Genomic DNA, 23149 nt, shown 5'->3' with positions numbered 1-23149 from the left:
ATTTAATAACTTTACTTACTAAACAATACACGGGTTTATGCAGCTTCATAACATTTCAAAAGAAAACTCTATATTAAACACTTTTATTGCAGAAATTAGAGATAAAAACATACAAAATGACCGCATGCGTTTTAGAAGAAATATTGAACGTATTGGTGAAATTTTAGGTTATGAATTAAGCAAAACTTTTAACTACAAGCCTAAAATTGTTGAAACGCCTTTAGGCAAAAGCACTGTTAATTTAACTACCAATAATGTTGTTGTTTGTTCAATTTTAAGAGCCGGAGTACCGTTACATAACGGTTTATTAAATTATTTTGATGATGCTGAAAATGCTTTTATTTCTGCCTATAGGCATCATAAAGAAAATCCTGAAAGTTTTGAAATTGTAGTAGAATATTTGGCTTGTCCTAATTTAGAAGGTAAAACGCTTATTTTGGCAGACCCTATGCTGGCCACAGGGCAATCTATGGTTGCAACTTTTGAAGCCTTGAAACCTTTTGGAACCCCAGAGCAAATTCACTTAGTAAGTGTAATTGGATCTAAAATAGGGGTTGATTTTGTAAATGATAATTTTGATGATAACGCGCATTTATGGATTGCCACGGTTGATGATACATTGAATGATAAAGGCTATATTATACCGGGTTTGGGTGATGCTGGCGATTTAGCTTTTGGCGAAAAACTGCAACGCTAATAACACCAAAGGCACCACAATTAAAATGCCCAAAAACAACTCTTTAAACCATTTTTCTTTAACGGTTTCTAAGTAATTGGTAATAATTATAGTTAGCGGCGCAAACATAAATAAAAACTCGCTACCCGTTTTGTTGGGCGCTAAAAACACAATTAAAAAGGCTATAACATAAGCTATTATAATCACCTTAAACAACGCTCTGTGTGCTTTCTTTTTCTTTTTAATATTTTGTAAATAAAATAACGAAGACCACAAACCAAACGACAATAAAACGGTTATTGCAATTATAAAATGTGCCGCGTTGTAAGGGTTAAAATTATAACTAACTTGCCAATTAATATTTACTACACTAAAAAAAGAATTATACAAAACTATTGATGCGCCAACAGCTACCGTAAAAACTGTAGAAACAGCTACAAAAGGTATTACCCAATGCCTAATATTTTTGTTTGCGTATAATGCAAGTGTTGCCAAAATAAGCACAAAAAATATTATGGCCCAAAAATAAAATAATGAGGCTATGGCTATCCAAACAGCGGCATCAAAAAGTTTTTGTTTTTCATTTTTTTCTGAGCGTAAACTCATAATACGTCTAAGCGATAAAAGAACAAAAAAATTAGAAAATACAATATTTACGTTTAAAGTTGTGTTTGGAATAAGTAGTAAAAACAAACTAAAAAGTAATATATCATAATTACTAAGCTTGGTTAAACTGTTTTTACCAACTATAAAACTTAGCATAAAAATTGATAAAAATATAACCAATAACAAACCCAATTGCTTAAAAATATACCATGTTGAAATGGGTGTGTTTGCAACACCAAACCTAGCAGAAAAAAAGGCTAAAAGCGTTACAAAAAAAACAATAAAGAAATTTATTGATTTAGATTTACTAAAAATACTTGTAATCATTAACTGTTTTTGTATTTTTGCTTTGTAAATATACTAACTATAAAACGGTTAGAAAACTTTAAAACACACTCATGAAAGATTTCTTTTACGCTATTAGAGATTTATTTGTTGACGTTCTTTTTGTGCCTTTTGATGCTTTAAAAGAATTAGAACTAGAAAACTGGTGGGCAGCCAATACAATATCATGGATTTTTATGATTATTTGTATGGTAGCCATTGTTTACTGGATTAAACAACTTAAAATATTTAATGATAATAACGAAGAGGATAAAAGTATTTCTTCGCACTCATTTTTATAAGTCGAAACCAATATCCTTTCTAAAATACATCTTATCAAAGTTTAGTTTATCTATACTTTGGTAAGATTTTTTTATGGCCTCTTGGTATGTTTTACCATAAGATGTAATAGAAATTACTCTACCGCCCGAGGTTACAATTTTATCGTCTTTTAATTGCGCGCCAGCGTGAAATGGTATAGAATCCTCAATAGTATCAATACCTGTTATTTCTTTTCCTTTTTCATAAGCTTCAGGATACCCACCAGAAACTACCATAATGGTTGTAGCTGCACGCTCATCAATTTTAATATCAACAGTATTTAAAGTACCGCTAGCCATAGCTTGTAGTACTTCAACCAAGTCATTTTTCATTCTAGGGAAAACCACTTCGGTTTCGGGGTCGCCCATACGCACATTGTACTCAATAACTTTTGGGTCGTCATTTTCAACCTTAATTAGTCCAATAAACACAAAACCTACGTATGGTAATTTATCTTTTTTAAAGCCTTCAATAGTTGGTTTTACTATGCGTTCTTCAATTTTATTTAAAAACTCATCAGTAGCAAATGGCACTGGAGAAACGGCTCCCATGCCACCTGTGTTTAAACCTGTGTCTCCTTCGCCAATGCGCTTATAATCTTTCGCCGTAGGCAAAATTTTATAATGTTCGCCATCGGTTAAAACAAAGCAGCTTAATTCAATACCATCTAAAAACTCTTCAATAACCACTTTGGTACTTGCATTACCAAATTTGGCATCAACTAGCATGCTTTTTAATTCGGCCTTAGCTTCTTCCAAATCATTTAAAATAACAACACCTTTACCAGCAGCTAAACCATCAGCTTTTAGCACGTATGGTGGTTTTAATGTTTCTAAAAAAGCATAACCTTTTTCAACGGTTTCTTTTGTGAAACTCTCATAAGCTGCTGTTGGAATATTATGACGCATCATAAACTCTTTGGCAAACTCTTTACTACCTTCAAGCTCTGCTGCTACTTTTTGCGGACCAATAACTGGTATGTGTTTTAAAGTGCTATCATTCAAGAAAAAATCATGTACACCTTGTACCAAAGGATCTTCTGGCCCTACAACAACCATGTTTATTTGTTTATCTAAGGCTAGGTTTTTAATGGCTTCAAAATCTGTAACACCAATATTTATATTGGTGGCAACTTGTGCTGTACCAGAGTTTCCTGGGGCAACATATAAATTTTTACATAACGGACTTTGAGCTATTTTCCAAGCAAAAGTATGTTCTCTTCCGCCTGAACCTAAAATTAGAATATTCATAGTTAATTAAGTTTGCGCAAAAATAGAATTAATGCCTCTAAAACACGAATATTTTTTATTTACTTTACAAATATTTATAAGCTTGTGAATTTATTTGATGTTTCTTTAAAACTTAAAGGCTTTCCTTTGGAAAAAGCTAAAGAACACCTCATTGATATTCAAAATATTGATGAAAAAAAGTATTTTGAACATGTTGAAAGTAAAAAAAGAGAAATAATTTCTTATCACTTAAAACACAATGCTTTTTACCAAGAATTCGGAAAAAATATAGATATTAATGATTGGAATTCTGTACCTGTTACTACTAAAAGAGATTTACAACAGCCTTTAAAAAACAGACTTTCACAGGCTTTTAATGCTAAAAATGTATATATAAACAAAACTTCGGGTTCATCGGGTACACCACTTATTTTTGCCAAAGACAAATTTTGTCATGCCCTTACTTGGGCTAATTTTATGGATAGATATGGCTGGTTCAATATTAATTTAAACACCTCAAAACAAGCTAGGTTTTATGGTATTCCACTTAACAAAACGGGGTATTATAAAGAGCGCTTTAAAGATTTTTTAGGGAACAGATTTCGGTTTTCGGTATTTGATATGAGTGATGAAGCTCTAGAAACAGTTCTAAAAAAATTCAGCAATACAAAATTCAACTACATAAACGGCTACACCAGTGCTATTGTACAGTTTGCTAAATTTCTTCAGAAAAAAGATATTATTTTAAAAAACGCTTGTCCATCTTTAAATGTTTGTATTGTAACTGCCGAAATGCTTTTTGAAAGCGATAAAAACCTGTTAGAAACACAATTAGGAATTCCGGTGGTAAACGAATATGGCTGCGCCGAATTAGGTTTGATTGCTTTTAACAATAAACAAGGTGAATGGGTTGTGAACAATGAAGATGTATTTGTTGAAATTTTAGATGAAAATAACAAGCCATTACCTTACGGAAAAAAAGGCAAAATAGTTGTAACGGCTCTTTACAATAAGGCACACCCATTTATTCGTTATGAACTTGGTGATTATGGCGTTCTATCAGAAAAAAGCACTTTAAAAAAACCTATTCTTAAAAATGTATTAGGAAGAACTAATGATTTTGCCATTTTGCCTAGCGGAAAAAAAGCTGCTGGCTTAACTTTTTATTACGTTACCAAAACTGTTATTGAAGATAATAACAATGTAAAAGAGTTTGTAATTGAGCAACTAAAAATAGATACCTTCAAAATTATTTATTCTAGCACAGAAAAGCTTTCTCAAAGTAAAATAAAGGCTATTAATGATGCCATAGAAAAATATTTAGAATCTGGTTTAAAAATTATTTTTGAACAAAAAGAAACCCTAAAAAGAACTAAAGCGGGTAAATTAAAGCAGTTTACTTCTTTGGTAAAGTGATTTTTTGTTTAGACTTTACAAAAAAGTGTTCAAATAAAAAGACTATTAAATAATACACCGATTTTACTACTGAAAACTCCAAGCCTTTTTTATAAACCCAATAATTATATTTTACCAAGTTTAGTTTATTTGATGAAATAGAAGTTTCTCTAACTCTGTAAACCGCCAAAGGTTCTTGAATACCTAAAGCTGGTTTACCACTTTTTTTTACAGCTGCCAACCACAATAACCAATCTTGACGTTTACGTAAGTTTTTAGACGTTATTTTTCCTAAAGTTTTAACCTTATAAACACCTGTTAAATTGCCAATATAGTTGCTTTTTAAAAGCTTTTGGTAGCTAACACTTGGTAGCGCTTTTATTTGTTTGTTTAGCGGTTTTCCAACTTCGTTCATTAAATTGTAACTTGAAAAACAGACATCGCAATTGTTTTTTCGCATAAATTCAACTTGTTTTTCAAGCTTGTTGGGTAGCCAAACATCATCAGCATCTAAAAAAGCTATAAAATCGCCTTTAGCGGCTTCTATGCCTTTATTTCTGGAAATAGCCGCTCCCCTATTTTTTAAATTCTGAAGTAAATAAATCTGAGGATTAGTTTTAAGAAACTGATTAATAGTTTCAACCGTTTTATCTGTTGAAGCATCATCAACTAAAATAAGTTCCCAATTAGTATAGGTTTGCTTTAAAACACTTGTAATAGCTTGCTCAATAAACGCCTGTGAGTTGTAAGTTGGAGTTATTACAGAAACTTTAAAAGCACTCATGTTAATATGCTTTTTCTTCGCCTTTTAACGCATTTAAAAACGTTTGTATAATTACTTTCAAATCTAATAAAATAGACCAGTTTTCAACGTAAAAAATATCGTATTTAACTCTGTTAATAATATCTTTATCTGTTTCAATTTCGCCTCTGTAGCCACTAGTTTGTGCCAAACCAGTAATACCTGGTTTTACAAAATGCCTTACCATGAATTTATCTACACTACGGGCATATTTGTTTGTGTGGCTTACCATGTGTGGTCTTGGGCCAACAACAGACATGTCGCCAAACAATACATTAAAGAATTGTGGCAGCTCATCTATACTGGTTTTTCTTATAAAGGCCCCAACTTTTGTTATTCTTAAATCGCCTTTAGTGGCTTGTTGTGAGTTTGCATCTTTGTTAGGAGTCATTGACCTAAACTTGTAGCAATCGAATTCTTTATAGTTAAATCCGTTTCGGGTTTGTTTAAAAAATATGGGGCCTTTAGATTCTAGCCTTATAATAATGGCCAAAATGGGTGTTAACCATGATAAAATAAACACAATTACCGCTGATGCAAAAACAATATCAAAAAAGCGTTTTGCAAATTTGTTTACTGGTTCTTCTAGAGGAATGCTTCTTAGAGATAAAACAGGAATATAATCGTAATATTCATACTTCAGCTTTTTAGAAAAAATATCTTTATTATCTGGTATGAATTTTAACTCTCTTAGGTTGTTATCTGCAAAATCAATGAGTTGATTTATTTGTTTGTTTGATAGTTCAGCAACCGAAAAATATATTTCATGAATATCGTTTTCAATAACAAAATTAAAACAGTCTTGAAGTGAGAAATTAGTTTCTTTTACATTAAACTGTGCTTTAAATTTATATCCAAAATCTAAACGATTTTTAAATGTGTTTATTAATTGTCTAGTTTTTTCGTTATCACCAATTACAACTATCTTTCTAAGATTACCACCAAAGGCACTTCTATATTTATTAAGTAAAAAGAATAATAAAAATTTGAAAAAAGTTATTAATCCAAAAACTGTTATTAAATAATTACCTAGATTAAGTCTACTTAAATGAGGTTGTTTAAAAAACCCAATGAATGCATATAAAATAACAGCAAAAAGAATTATTTGCTTTATTAAAAGCGTAATGACTTGAATTATTCTAGTATTCCTATATACTTCATAAAATTTATTATAAAAAGATAATACGAACCATAAAAGTGTTATATAAATATGGAAAGGATAAGTGTTAATAAGATTTACTTGAAATAAATAAACTACCGCATTGATTATAATTAAATCAATGAAATATGATATGGGTTTTATTAAACCTGCAAATCTACCCTTTTTAAATTTGTTCAACTAAACTTATTTATTAACTTTTAATAGATATTATTTATATTTTATTTCATAAAAATATTTAAAAATTAAAAAATTTCCTTTCGAAATTTGGTTGTTTCCATCCAATCTTTAATACCATGCTCCAATCCATAACTTACCTTGTATTTTTTATTTACCTTTTCACCACTTATATTATTAGAGATCATTAACTTTTTAACTCTATCCGGATGTAAGCCCCTTATTTTAAAGATACCAAAGGCAAATTTTGCAACCAACAACAAAATTCTGGGACTAATAACAAGATTTGGTTTTGTTAATTTACCTTGCTCACTAATAAAATCACAAATAGTTTCAACTCTTGGCGAAGGCTCATAAGTTAAATTATAAGTGTTTACACCTGCACTTTCATTTTCTAACATTTGAATCATTAACTCCACCATATCCTTAACATATATACAGGCTTTTTTTGTATCCTTTCTTCCTGGATAAAAAAATCGTCTACGACTAATTGCATTAATAAGTCTGGTGAAATTTCCATTTTCATACTGCCCAAAAACAACACCTGGTCTCAAAATTATTAGCCTTCTATTCTCCGGATCTTCTTTTTGCCAAAGTTTGTGAATGTATTCTGCATTTAATTTAGAAATCCCATAAGGGATATTTGGAGTAGCAATCGTTTTCTCATTCTTTTGCTTCTCATAAGTGCCGTAAGTAGCTATTGAGCTAGTAAAAACAATGGTATTTATGTTAAATTTTCTTGCGTAGTTACAAATATTCTCTGCCCCCAAAATATTGGTCTCGAAATATTCGTTAGAAAAGTGACCTGGTGTTCTATGTACAGCAGCTAAATTAAAAATGACGTCTTCTTTACTCGCTTGATAATCGATATTTATATCACACCTAACATCAACATTTTCAAACATATATGATTCTGATCTAGGTTTTTTAATATCAAATATAATTGCGTTCGAACGTTTTGTTTCAGTTATAAAATTAGCTGTATGATAGCCTATAAAACCACTACCCCCAAATAATAAATAATTTCCATCCATTTCTTAAACTATTTTCTCAATCATAGATTCAATACTAAACATTTTTTTTGCTAGTTCAATTTGATTCATTCTTTGTTGTTTATTATTCAATAATTCCTTAACACCAGTAAGCAATTCTTCATTTTCCCAAGAAGTAACTATTTTTTCCAATTCATAAGTATTAAACAATGATTCCATCTCACTACCTACATCTGTCACAAAAAGAATTTTACAACCCGATACCAATAAATTTGGAAGCTTTGAAGGCAATGAACCTTTGGACGTCCCTGATTGTTGTGGTATAATTTGAACAGTACTTTTCGCATATAATTCCTCAATATTCTCCCTAGGAACTAAATCGTGAAACCTTATAGCAGTATTATTATTTTCTTTTTTTAACTCTTCAAATACTAAACCTTGAGAAAAAAAATGAAATTCAGAGTTTGTTATCCTTTGGGAGGCATACTCAAAAAAATCATAAACCCCTTTTGGATTTTGTTTTTCCCCTAAAGCTCCAGAATAAACAATATGGATTCTATCTTTTGGTAGAACTGCTTCTAAATCGTCTGTTTTAGCGGTATCTTCAATGGTCACAAAAGGATACTGCACCAAAAGTTCCTTATTTTCCAGATTATATAACTCCTGAGCGGTCGATTTCATTTCTTCTGACAGGAATATTAACTTATGGCATTTTCTAAAAGTAGTACCTTCAATCCTATTTATTAATAAACTAACTATCTTACTAACTATCCCCTTTTTTTTGTTGGAGTACACTTCTTGAAGATCGTGTACCATACCTACCTTTTTAGTTTTCTTCTTTAGAAAATTCGACATCACATAAAAAGCTAAACTAGGTGGAAATACAGGTATTATAATATCTATGCTTTTTCTAAGTGTAAAAATATTTCTAAAAACATAAAAAGCATACCACAATTCTAAAATTAATCTTCTCAAAAATGTTTTTTTAGAATACCGTATATTCTTTCCTCCTCTTATAATCTTTATTCCCGGTATTTCTTCATCACTCTTCTCAGGAACCCATTTAGGGTACAATGGATGCGAGCACAAAACAGTAACATTATACCCTTTATCTCTCAGTGCAATCGCAATGTCTGTATTAAACCTCCCCGTAGAAATGGGTTCAGGAAAAAAAAAGGGAGACAATATTAAAACATTTTTTTTCAATCTATTTAACTTTTCTATTGTTTAAAATAAATTAGGAAACACTTTTATTATTAATTGTATATCCAATACAAAGTTAAGATTTTTGACCAATTACCATAGTATATCTTTCTTGTTTTTGAAAGAATACAAGTGAGATTACTCATCGCAAATAAATCCTATCATTATAAATACTTAATGATTTTTTGCTTTTCTAATAGCGAAACAAGAAAATTTCAAAATTTTCACACTTTAATTATCAAAATTCTTTAGCAAATTTTGAAAAAAGACATCTTCTCCACCTACTGACTTAATAAATCGATAGTTTTTTAAAGCTGATTTTTTTAGATATTCTTTATCCTCAAAAAAAGTAGTTATTTTTAAGAAGATATCTTCAGCAGACTTCTTTTCAATATAAACTAATCCTGTTTGATCCAGAATATCTTCTAATGATGCATGTTTTGTGGTAAAAATCACATTACCACAGGCCATGTTTTCTAAAATTGATAATGGTAATCCTTCAGTTAAAAACGAAGGAAAAACAAAAATATTCCCCCATCTCAATAACTCTTTTTTAGCTTCTCCTTTAAGCACTCCCTCGTATTTGATTTCACTCATATTTATTTGAGATAATACTTTTCCCTCAATGGTTTTATCTATATTTCCGGCCAATCTTGCTTCATAGGGGATCTGCCTTTCTGTCATTAATTGCAATGCATCCAACAAATAGAAAACTCCTTTTTGAGTCATTAAATTACTTAAATAAACTAGTTTTATTTTATCATATTTCTTAAACGAAACTTCTTCTTCTGACAGAAAAAATTCCTTTTCAACAAAATTGAAGAGTACCTTTATTTTATCTTTAGCTAAAAAAGGTGCTAAGTTTCTTATTAAGGATTGTGAAAGTACTATACCAACTGAAGCTTTGGAGATGATAAATTTCATTATCATTCTTTTCAGCTTATTACTTTTATTATACTCATTTACCAATGTGTTACTATGAACATGTAAAATTATTTTTTTTCTTAATAAATCCCCTATTAATATAAATGATGAGTATTTTATTATCCCTAAAAAAGTATGTCCAGGAGTAATGTAAATAATTTTATTATTGAAGACTTTAAAAAATAAAAAATAAAACCTTAAAAAATACAATACCTTTTTAATTGACAACTCTCCTACATTTTCATCAAACCTATTTAAAGATGTATTCAAATGATCTACTCTATATCCATTTTCTCTAAATTTCCTTAGAATCAAATCATTGCAAACTGAAACTCCAGTTATTGGCTTCCCAAATGGACCGATCATCAAAATTTTATCCTTCATAGTAATCTTTATCCCTAGTATTTTTTTTATATACCTGTAACAAACCAACAAAGAAAGAATAAAAAATAACACCATCTTGCCTTTCAAGAATGTTTTCAGTAAGCATCTCGATTAAATAAAAACAAAAAATCATTAAGAATAAATAATTACGACTTTTTAGCCCTTTTTTAAAAAGTATAAAATACGATCCCAAAACCACAATTAAACCTATTAAACCTATTTGCAATAAAAAACTCAAATATTGGTTATGAGAATTATACTTACTTTCAAATAAGATAGGTGATACTTCTTTATATTTTTCCTTTAATTCATTATTTGCATCTCCAATTCCATAACCAAGAAATGGTTCTTTTTTAAAGATATTTAATCCACATTTGTAAATTGTATATCTCATATTTGACGAGGTAGCTTCTCCCTCTCTAATATCTTTTACACTTAAAATTTCAAAAAAATGATTTCGACTTGTTTGATTATTAAAAAGAATAGAAAAAAAGATAATTATTGAAAAAACAAATAAAAGTTTATTTTTCAACTTAGTTTTAAGTAAAACATAACCAGTTAATATTAGTGCTAAAGATATAATGGGCCCTTTTTTACTTAAAAGTAAAAGGAAAGGAGCTAAAAGTAGTACCATTAAAACCGAAGGAACAATGATTTTTCTAGAACTCCTAGTAGTTATAAGAAATACGCAAAACATTATAGCTACACATATATGCATAGACATATAGATTGGATGAATGTTATAATCCCCTAACTTATTATCTATTAAATATGTATAATGCCTTAAGGTGTCGCTAAATGTAAATTCACCTAGCCAAAAAAACAAAAAGAAGCCAATATTTATAACTATTACAGATAAAATAAATGAAAATAAATAGGTTTCAATTTTCTTAGAAAACATTAAAGTCAATCCCGACTCAGAGAAAAAAGAAAAAAGTAGAGGAAATAAAAATAAAGAAAACATCGTCTCTACCTTTCTTAAGGCATCTTTCAGGTCCTCGGAGTATGAAATACTTATTGAAATTAAGACAAATAGTATAGCGTTTAGGAAGAAATATTCTTTGTTGAATTTGGCTTCAGAATTTTTAATATTTGACAGTACAATAATTAAAGAAAATGATATGATTACCAAAGGCTTTATATTTGACGGGAATAACACCAATATAAACATCAAAAAAAGCCCTATATTTATAACTTTTATTTTTAGCTTTTCCATCTTCTTTTTAGAAAACAAAAATTAAACACTCTGGATATTAATTTCGGTAAAATAACAACTCCAATTAATGGGCCTATAAAATATGCAAACCCATTAGTAAAATCTCCTCTCAATAGAAATATGAGGTGTACAGCAAAATAAAAAGCAATAAATTTTTTCAAAGGATCTTCTGATAGCCTCAACCATTTCGAAAATTTAATAATAAAAAACGAAAGAGCTATAGCCATTATTACAACACCAAAAAGGCCAAAATTAATATACCCCTCAGAAACTAATGGATTGGATAAATTATTATATACGAAACCGTGCTCGTCAATAAGATGATTACCCACTAACAGCCCTGTAGATAACGGTTTCGAAGTCCATAAACTTCTTGGAACAAAGAACAAAAACGCACTTAGTAACTGATAACCGAAAGAATATCCTTTAAGCTGTACATAATCTATCGTAGCTAATATATTAGCATAGGCATCATAATGTAAACTATTAAAAACACTAAATAGTCCTTCATTATTGAAGTGAACAAATAAAAGTTTGGGCTTTTTAACAATCTCATCAATTGAGACATTAATATGCGTTAATATAGAAATTAAAGGAAAAAACACCACAAGGGAAAGAAACATAAAAAGAAACATTTTTGAATTCCTATTAATGATTTTCGGAAAAAAAAGGTAGATTAAAGAAATATAAATAGGCCCTAATGCATTCCGCTTTTCAATTAGAGGGTTTTTAAGAATTAAAAGAAAAATTAGCAAAAAAAGTAGAGCTATACCTATTATTATCTTATTTGAATCAATTTTGTTTTTTGATTTCAAGTAACTATAAGTAACCACTACCGCCCCCAAAGGAATAAAAAAAAGTGTTTTCTTTTTAATTAACAAACTGGGTACCGACAAACCGGAATCCATCCAATTAGCCCTGTTAATTTCACTGACTATAAAATCGAAGTTTACAACAATCAATATTAGGCTCAGGGTAAATAAACACAATATTATAAAAGGTTGTAAAGGCGATTTTTTTTTAACCTCTGAAACGCTACTCTTTATCTTTTTGAAAAGTACATACGATAAGAAAAAGAAAATATTAAAAAGTAATATCAAAAAATTAGCAAAAATAACATCTCCCTTTACAAAAGGATAATTATTAGGAAAAAGAGATTCTGAATTTTTGAAAGAAGCAATTTGAATTATCGGAGCAACAAGAAAAAAAAGGAATGTAAAAACAATATAGCAGGATATAAAAGGAGAGAATGTTTTCTCTATTTTTAAATGGTAGTATGTAATAACGGTTATAATTGTATAATTAAGAAAAAACGAAATCCATAGATCAAAATCCGCCTTGAAAAATAAGAATAAAGGAAAACTTATTGATAAATATAAAAAAATTAAGATCGTATTAAGTTTCATTCATATTTTGTTAAAGTCTTGATAAAATTTTCTGCCATCGATTCTATTGAATAATTCTTTTTACAAAAATCGCAAATTTTTTCTCTTTTTCCAATCCAACTTTCTTTTTCCTCATAAGCTTTGACTATTTTCTCCTCTAAAGACTTTGTGTTATCAGTTGTAAAAAAAACAGCGTTTTCCCCTTCAATAACTGCTTCAATCTCTGGAGAGTGATTCTCATCCTTAGAAACTATCATTGGAACACCAAAACTAAAACTTTGAGTCACAGATAAGCCTATATACCCTGGAGAAACACTCATTAGGGCATTATTATAAAGTTGTTTTAACTTTTCAGCATCAGATATATGACCTAATAATTTTATTCTATTTTCAAGTTTATTCTCTTTAATATAATCTTTAATGACTGCATTGTCTTCTCCATCCCCTACAACTATTAAATTAGATTCCTCCGGAATTCTACCTATAGCCATACCAAAAGCTTTAACTAACAAAAGTACTTTTTTGTCTTTAGCCAACCTACCGACATATATAATGTTTTTAATTAAACTTTTATTATCTCCTACTTTCATTTCTCCTTTTAAAAAAACAGCATTGGGAGCAGCTTTAACTTCCTTCTTAGGCATTTTCTGCTTAAGTTCTTTTGCTTGGCTTAAGGTATAAACAATAACTTCATCTGCTAAACTCCTCATCAAGTTCCTAAGCATATCACTTTTACTATTAACCCCTCCTCTAGGCCACGCATGACCCCACAATATTGTCTTTCTTTTAGAAAAAAATCTAATATATAAAATGAGCCAATTTGAAACAATTCGAGGATTCAACTCTAAAACGACAATGTTCTTACTTAAAGCGGAAGCCCACATTCCGGTTTGGAATAAAAACCTTCTACCAAAAAAATATAAATTTTTAACCGGAGTTCTAAACTTTATTCCTTGGTCACTTCTAATAGATGTTTGAAAATAATATTCTCCGCCAAAAAGAATAAAATTTTCTTTGAATCTATTTTTTAAATAAGAGAAAAAGGGACTTCTATAATCCGGTGTTACGGTTTGTAGTATTATAAGCTTCATTTCTTTTTGTCCTTTTTAATTTTTTTCTCAAATAATTTTGATAAAGCTCTTTGTACAACAAAACGATGAGATTCTATTCTTATATTATGAAGAAGCATTAATTTTTTTTTGCTGTTAAATCGTTTCCGTAAAAACAAATTGATTATAAAAAACTTTAATTTTTCTTTTAAGCTTCCCTTTAATGGAAAAGAAGAAAGTGCATACAAGTAAAACGGTATATATCTTTCATTATATAACATAGACACTACCTTATCCACTTCATGAAAATAAGTATTTTTGTCCAATAGCATATTAAGATTTTCTATCGAAAACCCCACATCTGTCGGATCAACCACAGTTGTTTGATCGTTTATTATTTTATGATAAATTAATCTAAACTCCTTAATTCCATCCTTAGTAATATCCAATAAAACACTAAAACTCTCACTTCGCTTTGTATTTTGCTCATTCCAATCAAAATAAAAGTTTCCTAAACTATAAAAAATGAGTGATTTATTATGATTTTCATAGCCCTGGGGCACGTGTGGATGATGCCCCAAAACAACATCAACTCCCAAATCACAAAATCTTTTATATTTTTCCCTCCATTCAGGCAAAGGGATATCAACATCTTCTACTCCAGAATGGCAATTGAAAATAATAAAATCAACCTTTTTTTTCAATTTCCGAATATTATCCTCAATAATATGATGATTTATCCAAGCATACCCCCCTCGATCCTCTTCTTCCATTAAACAGCCAAATTCGGCTTCACATGCCGAAATCAAACCTATTTTAAAACCATTGGCATCTAAAACCTTAATTTCATAGGCATCTATGAAACTCATTCCGGCCCCTACATATGTCAATTTGTTTTGATCAATAAGTTTGATTGTTTGTTCTAGACCATGATCTCCATAATCATAAATATGATTATTTGCTAATGATAGGACATTAATCCCTGCTGATTTAATTGCCTCTAAGCTCTCCCTTGTCTGATATAGTTTCTCCCCTACTTTATCAATTCCGTAACTAAAATCATCTGCCAATGGGGCTTCAAAATTACAAATAGCAATATCTGTTTGTTTTATTAATTTTTCGAGTTTGCTGTCAACAATGTATTTTCTTCCTTTACTATTTACAATGTCTCCACAAGCGAAAATGCTGAATTCGTTACCCATAAGCCAAAATACTATTTTACATTTTGAATTACAAATGGTCTTTTACCCGACTTGGTTAGCTCAAACCTATCACCATAAATAACATTAACGGTGATTTTTTTATCACAACTAATCGTTTTATTTATTTCCTCTTCCAATTCCAAATTCCATTTATTATTTGGATTTATTGTTATGTTTACCTCGCCTTTAACGTCTTGTTTAATTTGCCAACTTATAATGGCTTCAAAACTTTTTAAATGAGCACCAAATATCAAGCCAACTAACATTATTCGTTTCCCATCAATATCCACAATGTAATCTTGCCTTCTGCCAAATAACTCGTTTAAAACAACAAATCCTCTATAAACACCTCCATATTCTGCAATATCACCTGTTTTATAACGGATAAACGGTTGATAACTATTTCCAAAACCTGTAACTACTAGCTCTCCTGTCTCTCCAATTTCACAATGGTTTCCATCTTCTTTTAAAACCTCTGTTATACCATAAAATGGAGAGCAATAGTATTTTAAACTATTAGGTTCAGTAAACGCAAAAACAGAAGCTTCTGTCATTCCATATTGAGGGAAAATAGAACAGTTAAAAGCTAAAGAACAGGTTTCAATTTGTTCTTTTGTTATATTTTCAGATGTTAGCATTATTCCCTTGATAAAAGTAAAACTACTTTCTAAATTTTCCTGCAAGATATAAGATGCCAAAAGGCTTACTCCCGATGGATAACCTCTTATAAATGCAGGCTTATCATCTAATATTTTATCAATATAATATTTTGCTGTGGATTTATCCAGAACGGTTGTTGTAAAATGAATTAAGCCATATGGGAAATTTTTAAATTTATAAACGTTCCAAAAGCAATTCTTGTCTAATTTTTCTTTATTAAGTCTCGTTCCGTCAATCGTATAGATTAAATCGCCTCTTTTATAACCTATTCTTTCATAAAAAAATAATTGATGAGCAAACTCTAACTCTCTTACTTTAGGTGATGTATAGAAATAAAGGGGAGACCCTGTACTTCCTCCTGTATTCATTTTATTATGAGGTAATAATGGATTACTTGAACTTAATTTATTGTTTCTTATAACAGATTTATCAATAATAGGGAAATCTTCAATCTCTGAATCTAATAATAATTCACCTAGCTTTAATTTATTTTTGTAATAAGAAACTTTATAAGCTCTCTTTTTTATTTTTTGAAAATTCTTTTTTTGAAAATCCAAATAGTTTTCCTTATTTGCAAACCAATCTTCATGTAACTTTTTCACAATTTTTTTTTGAAAGAATCTAGAATATGGTAATCTAAAAGCTACTATTAATAAATAATACAGCCTTGCTATAAAATTTTTCATTTAATATTATTGTCTTATAGATTCAATTTTTAAAGCCTAATAATTTCCAAAATTGTTTAATAACATGAAACATAATCATTGATTTAAGCATCATATATGTAGACATTCTAGTTTTAGGAATAAAGAAAGGTATTAGAAAAACGGATGAAAACTGTGATAATAAACTAGCCATAGCCGCTCCTTTAATACCATAAATCGGGATCATTATTATGTTTAAGCATATATTAATCAAGCACCCCCCAACAAGGTAATACATTGTATAGTTTTGAAGGTTTTCTGCTAATATCCATTTTCCTCTAGCAACTCCCAAACTTATAAATATTCCAGACCAAATGTGAATAATTAAAACACCTGCAGAATCACTATATTCTACACCATAAAAAACATGAATTATGTCTGATCCAAATAAGTTCATAATAATAGCAACAGAAAGCGATACGACGAACATAAAATCGTACAAAGTTTGAAGCCTCTTTAAATAAACCTCCCTTGAACTTTTCTTATATTCCAAAATTGCGGGGAAAAATGAACTGCAAATAATTACAGGAATAAAATACCAAGCTTCACTTATTCTAACCGCAGCCGCATAATGTCCAACAGATTGATTATCTATCATACTTTTAATCATTACTTGATCAATTTTCATGTATATAGAAATGAACAATCCGCTTAAAATTAATGGCCAACTCTGATACAATAGTTCTTTACATTTCTTTGGACTAAATTTCCAATTAAAAACTGAGTTTATTTTTTTTTGATAGAAATAAACAAGCCCCAACATTATTAATACACTTTCAACTATGTAAACTATAGCAAAGTAAATAAGACTTAATTCAAAATAAACAAATATTAGGTTTAGAAGAGCAACAAGACTTAAGGCTATTATGTAAGAAATTGCAATATACTTACTTTGCGTCTTAGAAATAAAAAAGTATTCTATTACCTTAAACGAATGAAATACAGTTGCAAATGCAATTATCATTATAATCATTCTGTTATCAAAGTTTTCGTTTGTAACCTCTAAAATTATTAATAGAACTAATAACAGTAATAGCGATCCCAAAAACTTCATAATTAACGACGATCCAAGAATACTGTTTTCTGCCGAATCTTTTTCAACTATTTCTTTTACAATTATATCGTTCAATCCTAGTGTAGTGAAAACGGTCAAAATTCCAACTAAACTCAATGCATAATTGAGCTCACCAAATGCGGAGGAACCTAAACACCTGGCTAATAGGATATTTATTAGAAAAACAATTATTAAACGAAAAACCTTCTCTCCTATGAGCCAAGAAGTACTTTTTGAATATTTAGACGTAAAAAGAACACTCTTAATATTCATTTACTACCCTTTTTAAATACCATTTATAAGTTTTCTTGATTCCTTCTTTTAATTCAACTTTATGTTCCCAACCTAAATCATTAAGTTTGGTAACATCTGTTAACTTTCTCATAGTTCCATCGGGTTTATTTATATTGAAAATTAAATCACCTCTAAAACCAATTATTTTTTTTATTAATTCGGCCAATTCTCTTATAGAAATATCCTCTCCTGTACCAATATTAATATGTGTATTTCTTATTTCTTTTTTTTGGGATTCCGAAACAAGTTCGGAATGACGAGATGTAATGACATCACTAAAATTTCGATTTTCCATAATAAACACACAAGCATCTGCCATATCCTCACTCCACAAAAACTCTCTTTTTGGTTTCCCTGTTCCCCAAATTTCTACATTATCCTTAGACACTCCAAACTTCTTAAGATATAAGTTTGCCTCATCAATCGAATTCAAGCCTAAATCACTTAAAACTTCTTCAAAATTACCCTCAGACAGCAATTTAGCTAAATGCATTTTACGAATTAATGCAGGTAATACATGAGACTTCTCTAAATCAAAATTATCATTAGGCCCATATAAATTAGTAGGCATCACAGAGATAAAATTCGTATTATATTGCAAATTATAACTTTCACACATTTTTATACCTGCTATTTTTGCAATAGCATAGGGTTCATTGGTATATTCTAAGGTATCCGTTAAAAGAGAATTCTCTTTCATTGGTTGTTCAGCGTTTTTAGGATAAATACATGTACTACCCAAGAATAATAGTTTTTTTACACCATGAACATAACTTTGATGAATCACATTATTTTGAATCATCATATTTTCATAAATAAAATCAGCTCTATACGTATTATTGGCAACTATTCCCCCAACTTTTGCAGCCGCTAAAAAAACATACTCAGGTTTTACATTTTTAAAAAAATTAGAAACATCTTCTTGAACTGTTAAATCTAATTCTTTATGTGTTTTTGTTATTAAGTTAGTATAACCTTTGCTTTTTAAATTATCTAATATAGCACTACCAACTAACCCTCTATGTCCAGCTATGTAAATTTTGGCGCTTTTCTCCATAATACTATTCAAAGTAGTTATTAATTCTATAACCACCTTCTTTAAGATATTGATCCTTTTTCATAAGTTTAATGTCACTAATCATCATATCTTCAACTAAAGCCTCTAAATCATATTCAGGAACCCAACCTAATTTATCCTTTGCTTTTGTCGCATCACCTATTAATAAATCTACTTCTGTAGGTCTATAGTATTTAGGATCTACGGCAATTACTTCTTTACCAATTTCTAATTGGTAATCTGGGTTAGAACAAGATTTAATATATCCTTTTTCTTCTTCGGCAGTTCCTGTAAACTTTAATTCAATACCAACATGAGCAAAACTCATTTTCACAAAATCTCTAACAGTAGTTGTTTTATTAGTTGCAATCACCCAGTCTTCAGCTTTATCGGCCTGAAGTATTAACCACATCATTCTCACATAATCTTTTGCATGCCCCCAATCTCTTTTCGCATCTAAATTACCTAGATACATTTTATCTTGTAACCCTAATGATATTCTAGATGCTGCCCTAGTTATTTTTCTTGTTACAAACGTCTCTCCTCTAATTGGCGATTCATGGTTAAATAAAATACCGTTACACGCATAAATACCATAAGCCTCTCGATAATTTACAGTAATCCAATAGGCATACATTTTAGCTACAGCATATGGACTTCTTGGATAAAAAGGCGTTGTTTCTGTTTGCGGCACTTCTTGTACTTTACCATATAATTCTGATGTAGAAGCTTGATATATGCGTGTTTTTTTCTCTAAACCTAAAAACCTGATAGCTTCCAAAAGTCTTAAAGTACCTATTCCATCTGCATTAGCAGTATATTCTGGCATTTCAAAAGATACATGCACATGGCTCATTGCTGCTAAATTGTATATCTCATCTGGTTGTACTTCTTGAATAATACGTGTTAGATTTGTACTATCTGTTAAATCTCCATAATGTAAAAAGAAATTTCTATTTTCAATATGTGGGTCTTGATACAAATGATCTATTCTATCTGTATTGAATAATGAAGATCTTCTTTTTATTCCATGAACCTCATATCCCTTTTTAAGTAAAAATTCACTTAAATACGCTCCATCCTGCCCCGTTACACCTGTTATCAATGCTATTTTTTTAGCCATTTATTTTATACTTTTTATTTAAAATAGAATTTTTAGGTCTCACTGCAAAAGTAGTATATTTCTCTACCTTTTCAAGACTTATTATATTAATAAGCTTATTTTCTTCTAAAATTTTTCGAGCAAAGTCATACCAAGTCATAGCTTGCTCATCACAAAAATGATAAAGACCAAAACTTAAGCTCTGTTTATTAATTAAATTTATTACAAATCTGCTTAAATTAATAGTGTCTGTAGGGCACCCAACTTGCTCGGTAGTAATTTTTAAATCTCTTCCTTCATTGGCCCACTTAACTACGCTTTTGTAAAAATTGTGTCCATGTTTTTTACTATACAACCATGAAGTTCTCACAATAAAATAGTTTGTTAGTATTTCTTGAATATGCTTTTCTCCTAGCAGCTTTGATGCACCATACTCATTTATAGGATTCGTTTTATCATTTACTGTATAACCATCTTGCTTTTTACCATCAAAAACATAATCTGTTGAAATATGTATTAAAACCGTTTGATGTTGCTTGCATACCTCAGCCAAATTTTTAACGCCTTCAGCATTTACTTTAAAAGCAATATCTGGTGTTTTTTCAGCTTGTTCAACATTTGTATATGCAGCACAATTAATGCAGTAATCTATAGCATGTTTACTAAAAAATGTTTGTAAATTGGCTTTATTTGTAACATCTAATTGTTCTTTAGTAACAAATACAAAATGAAGGTTTAAATTATTACTTGCATATAATTCTTCAATTGTTTTGGCTAATTGCCCATTGGCACCGGTAACTAAAATATGCTTTTTCATTTTAACTGCGTATAAGTTTTAAATGAAGGCAATATTTTATCTTTTTCAGACATAATGATATCTTCTGAAATAAGCCAATCAATATTAAGCTGCTCATCATTATAAATAATGCCAGATTCAGCTTCTTTATTATAAAAATTATCACATTTATATGAAAATAATGTGTCATCTTCTAAAACATGAAAACCATGTGCAAATCCTCTTGGAACAAATAATTGTTGATGTTTTTCGGCATCTAAAACAATTGAAAAATGTTTACCAAAGGTTTCAGAGTCTGGTCTTAAATCTACACAAACATCTAATACTTTTCCTTTAACAACTTTCACCAATTTAGCTTGCGCAAAAGTGCCTGTTTGAAAGTGCAAGCCTCTCAAAACGCCTTTGGATGATTTTGACAAATTATCTTGAACAAAGTTTGGCCTTAAACCTGTAAGCTCTTCAAACTTTTTAGCATTAAAACTTTCGTAGAAATAACCTCTATCATCACCAAATACTTTTGGTGTTATTACAAAACAGCCTTTTAAATATGTTTCTTCTACCTGCATTACTATTATAATAATTGTTGAAGATATTCACCATAACCACTTTTTAATAGCGGTTGTGCTAATTTATTTAACTGATCTTTGTTTATAAATCCCATTTTATAGGCTTCTTCTTCAATACAACCAATTTTTAATCCTTGTCTTTCTTCTATTACTTGAACAAACTGTGATGCCTGCATTAAAGATGCAAAGGTACCTGTATCTAACCATGCTGTGCCTTTATCTAAAATTTGAACATTTAGTTTTCCTTGCTCTAAATATACTTTGTTAACATCGGTTATTTCTAATTCACCTCTATCGCTCGGTGTAATGTTTTTTGCTATTTCAATTACTGAATTGTCGTAAAAATAAATACCCGGAACGGCATAGTTTGATTTTGGTTTTAGAGGTTTCTCTTCTATAGAAATTGCCTTATTATTTTCATTAAATTCTACAACACCGTAACGCTGTGGATCTTGAACGTGATATGCAAAAATAACACCTCCGTTGGGGTTTGAACTTTGTTTTAGAGTTTCACTTAAACCCGAACCATAAAAAATATTATCACCTAAAACCAAAGCTACGGCATCATTACCTATGAACTTCTCTCCAATTAAAAACGCTTCTGCTAATCCTTTTGGAGCTTCTTGAATGGCGTATTCAAATACACAACCATAGCTACTACCATCTCCTAAAAGCTCTTTAAAACGCTCTATATCTTTTGGGGTTGTGATGATTAAAATCTCATTAATTCCGGCAGAAATAAGGGTAGTTAATGGGTAATAAATCATTGGCTTATCATAAACCGGCATTAACTGTTTACTAAACACTTTTGTTAATGGATATAAACGTGTACCTGAACCGCCTGCTAATATTATACCTTTCATACTATCCTGTATATTTTTTAATGTACCAATGAATTGTTTTTAGAATACCCGATTCAAAATTTTCTTGGGCCTTCCAGTTAAGTTCATTTTCAATTTTAGTAGCATCAATAGCATATCTAAAATCATGTCCTGGTCTATCTGTTACAAACGTAATTTGATTTTTATATGATGTATTTTTTGGCTTAATTTCATCTAAAATACTGCAAATGGTATTAGCTATGTAAAGGTTATTACGCTCGTTTCTTCCACCAATATTGTAGGTTTCACCTGAAACACCTTTACTAAATGCTAAACTTATACCTTTACAATGATCTTCTACATACAACCAATCTCTTATATTTTGCCCATCGCCATAAATTGGGATGTTTTCACCATTCAAAGCTTTTCTTATTATGGTTGGTATTAACTTTTCATCATGCTGTTTTGGACCGTAATTGTTTGAACAATTTGTTGTAACCACATTTAAGCCATATGTATGATGATAACTTCTTATTATAAAATCTGATGATGCTTTTGAAGCACTATACGGACTGTTAGGTGCATATGGTGTTTGTTCTGTAAACAACCCTTCTTTACCTAATGTTCCATAAACCTCATCTGTTGAAATATGTAAAAACCTTGAGTTTTTATGATGTTTTTTTACATTGAAAGGAGATGCCATCCAATGGTTTTTAGCTACATCAACCAAATTAAATGTACCAACTATATTGGTATCAATAAAAGCATTTGGTGCTGCAATTGAATTATCTACATGCGATTCGGCAGCAAAATGAATAACACCTGAAAAGTTATATTCATTAAACAATTGTTCTATTAATTGCCTATTACAAATATCGCCTTCAACAAACGTATAATTACTGTTAGTTTCAACCTCTTTTAAATTATCTAACGAACCTGCATAGGTTAATTTATCAAGATTAACAACCTTTATTTGAGGGTTTTCTTGTAGAAAATGAACTATAAAGTTAGAACCAATAAAACCCGCACCACCTGTAATTAATACAGTCAT

Annotated in this window: 22 protein-coding genes; 3 read left to right on the top strand and 19 right to left on the bottom strand. The window is 29.9% G+C overall.

What is annotated here, in order from left to right; translation table 11 throughout:
• Window positions 1-37 precede the first annotated feature (37 nt).
• The gene (upp, locus tag ACXAG4_RS05500; RefSeq protein WP_475295068.1) at window positions 38-697 is read left to right on the top strand and encodes a uracil phosphoribosyltransferase; all 660 of its coding nucleotides are present in this window, start codon (window positions 38-40) and stop codon (window positions 695-697) included.
• On the opposite strand, the gene ACXAG4_RS05495 is transcribed toward upp, so the two are convergent.
• Window positions 668-1609 carry a DUF6427 family protein gene (locus tag ACXAG4_RS05495; RefSeq protein WP_475295067.1) on the bottom strand — a complete coding sequence of 314 codons (942 nt, stop codon included), beginning with the start codon at window positions 1607-1609 and terminating at the stop codon, window positions 668-670. The genes upp and ACXAG4_RS05495 overlap by 30 nt on opposite strands.
• A 71-nt stretch (window positions 1610-1680) precedes the next feature.
• Between ACXAG4_RS05495 and ACXAG4_RS05490 the strand changes: the two genes are divergently transcribed.
• Entirely contained in the window at window positions 1681-1908 is a 228-nt protein-coding gene (locus ACXAG4_RS05490) for a DUF6341 family protein (RefSeq protein ID WP_475295066.1), read from the top strand.
• Here ACXAG4_RS05490 and purD read toward each other — a convergent pair.
• A complete protein-coding gene (purD, locus tag ACXAG4_RS05485) occupies window positions 1903-3177 on the bottom strand; it encodes a phosphoribosylamine--glycine ligase (protein ID WP_475295065.1) in 1275 nt (424 codons plus the stop codon). The two genes, ACXAG4_RS05490 and purD, sit on opposite strands and share 6 nt — an antisense overlap.
• Before the next feature lie 84 nt (window positions 3178-3261).
• Between purD and ACXAG4_RS05480 the strand changes: the two genes are divergently transcribed.
• Complete coding sequence (locus ACXAG4_RS05480) at window positions 3262-4572, top strand: phenylacetate--CoA ligase family protein (protein ID WP_475295064.1); 1311 nt, start codon at window positions 3262-3264, stop codon at window positions 4570-4572.
• On the opposite strand, the gene ACXAG4_RS05475 is transcribed toward ACXAG4_RS05480, so the two are convergent.
• From ACXAG4_RS05475 to rfbB, 17 genes are all read right to left on the bottom strand, one after another.
• Complete coding sequence (locus tag ACXAG4_RS05475; RefSeq protein ID WP_475295063.1) at window positions 4553-5335, bottom strand: glycosyltransferase family 2 protein; 783 nt, start codon at window positions 5333-5335, stop codon at window positions 4553-4555. The two genes, ACXAG4_RS05480 and ACXAG4_RS05475, sit on opposite strands and share 20 nt — an antisense overlap.
• A gap of 1 nt (window position 5336) precedes the next feature.
• Window positions 5337-6692: an undecaprenyl-phosphate glucose phosphotransferase gene (locus tag ACXAG4_RS05470; RefSeq protein WP_475295062.1), complete on the bottom strand. Its 1356-nt coding sequence runs from the start codon at window positions 6690-6692 to the stop codon at window positions 5337-5339.
• A 65-nt stretch (window positions 6693-6757) separates the two neighbouring features.
• Window positions 6758-7723, bottom strand: coding sequence for an NAD-dependent epimerase/dehydratase family protein (locus ACXAG4_RS05465; RefSeq protein WP_475295061.1), 966 nt, complete (start codon window positions 7721-7723; stop codon window positions 6758-6760).
• Between the two features lie 3 nt (window positions 7724-7726).
• Window positions 7727-8887: a glycosyltransferase family 4 protein gene (locus ACXAG4_RS05460; RefSeq protein ID WP_475295060.1), complete on the bottom strand. Its 1161-nt coding sequence runs from the start codon at window positions 8885-8887 to the stop codon at window positions 7727-7729.
• Between the two features lie 228 nt (window positions 8888-9115).
• Window positions 9116-10192: a glycosyltransferase family 4 protein gene (locus ACXAG4_RS05455; RefSeq protein ID WP_475295059.1), complete on the bottom strand. Its 1077-nt coding sequence runs from the start codon at window positions 10190-10192 to the stop codon at window positions 9116-9118.
• On the bottom strand, window positions 10182-11408 hold the full coding sequence (locus ACXAG4_RS05450) for an O-antigen ligase family protein (RefSeq protein ID WP_475295058.1): 1227 nt from the start codon (window positions 11406-11408) through the stop codon (window positions 10182-10184). The genes ACXAG4_RS05455 and ACXAG4_RS05450 overlap by 11 nt, the downstream gene beginning before the upstream one ends.
• Complete coding sequence (gene wzy, locus ACXAG4_RS05445) at window positions 11396-12814, bottom strand: O-antigen polysaccharide polymerase Wzy (RefSeq protein WP_475295057.1); 1419 nt, start codon at window positions 12812-12814, stop codon at window positions 11396-11398. The genes ACXAG4_RS05450 and wzy overlap by 13 nt, the downstream gene beginning before the upstream one ends.
• Window positions 12811-13884, bottom strand: coding sequence for a glycosyltransferase family 4 protein (locus ACXAG4_RS05440; RefSeq protein WP_475295056.1), 1074 nt, complete (start codon window positions 13882-13884; stop codon window positions 12811-12813). The genes wzy and ACXAG4_RS05440 overlap by 4 nt, the downstream gene beginning before the upstream one ends.
• The gene (locus ACXAG4_RS05435) at window positions 13881-15044 is read right to left on the bottom strand and encodes a CapA family protein (RefSeq protein WP_475295055.1); all 1164 of its coding nucleotides are present in this window, start codon (window positions 15042-15044) and stop codon (window positions 13881-13883) included. Before ACXAG4_RS05435 ends, ACXAG4_RS05440 begins: the two co-directional genes overlap by 4 nt.
• Window positions 15045-15055: 11 nt before the next feature.
• The gene (locus ACXAG4_RS05430; protein ID WP_475295054.1) at window positions 15056-16390 is read right to left on the bottom strand and encodes a phenylacetate--CoA ligase family protein; all 1335 of its coding nucleotides are present in this window, start codon (window positions 16388-16390) and stop codon (window positions 15056-15058) included.
• A 22-nt stretch (window positions 16391-16412) separates the two neighbouring features.
• On the bottom strand, window positions 16413-17735 hold the full coding sequence (locus ACXAG4_RS05425; RefSeq protein WP_475295053.1) for a flippase: 1323 nt from the start codon (window positions 17733-17735) through the stop codon (window positions 16413-16415).
• Window positions 17725-18813, bottom strand: a complete 1089-nt coding sequence (locus ACXAG4_RS05420; RefSeq protein ID WP_475295052.1) for a GDP-L-fucose synthase family protein — start codon at window positions 18811-18813, stop codon at window positions 17725-17727. The genes ACXAG4_RS05425 and ACXAG4_RS05420 overlap by 11 nt, the downstream gene beginning before the upstream one ends.
• A 4-nt stretch (window positions 18814-18817) precedes the next feature.
• Window positions 18818-19936 (bottom strand): GDP-mannose 4,6-dehydratase, encoded by a 1119-nt coding sequence (gmd, locus tag ACXAG4_RS05415; RefSeq protein ID WP_475295051.1) that lies wholly within the window; start codon window positions 19934-19936, stop codon window positions 18818-18820.
• Window positions 19929-20732: a dTDP-4-dehydrorhamnose reductase gene (rfbD, locus tag ACXAG4_RS05410; RefSeq protein ID WP_475295050.1), complete on the bottom strand. Its 804-nt coding sequence runs from the start codon at window positions 20730-20732 to the stop codon at window positions 19929-19931. The genes gmd and rfbD overlap by 8 nt, the downstream gene beginning before the upstream one ends.
• Window positions 20729-21277: a dTDP-4-dehydrorhamnose 3,5-epimerase gene (gene rfbC / locus ACXAG4_RS05405; RefSeq protein WP_475295049.1), complete on the bottom strand. Its 549-nt coding sequence runs from the start codon at window positions 21275-21277 to the stop codon at window positions 20729-20731. Before rfbC ends, rfbD begins: the two co-directional genes overlap by 4 nt.
• A gap of 5 nt (window positions 21278-21282) precedes the next feature.
• Window positions 21283-22140, bottom strand: a complete 858-nt coding sequence (gene rfbA, locus ACXAG4_RS05400) for a glucose-1-phosphate thymidylyltransferase RfbA (RefSeq protein WP_475295048.1) — start codon at window positions 22138-22140, stop codon at window positions 21283-21285.
• Window position 22141: 1 nt separating this feature from the next.
• Window positions 22142-23149 carry a dTDP-glucose 4,6-dehydratase gene (gene rfbB, locus ACXAG4_RS05395; protein ID WP_475295047.1) on the bottom strand — a complete coding sequence of 336 codons (1008 nt, stop codon included), beginning with the start codon at window positions 23147-23149 and terminating at the stop codon, window positions 22142-22144.

Source organism: Seonamhaeicola sp. ABD4_175 (assembly GCF_056160885.1).
The sequence above is the reverse complement of the archived record's forward strand: the minus strand, read 5'-3'. Positions and strand labels throughout refer to the sequence as shown.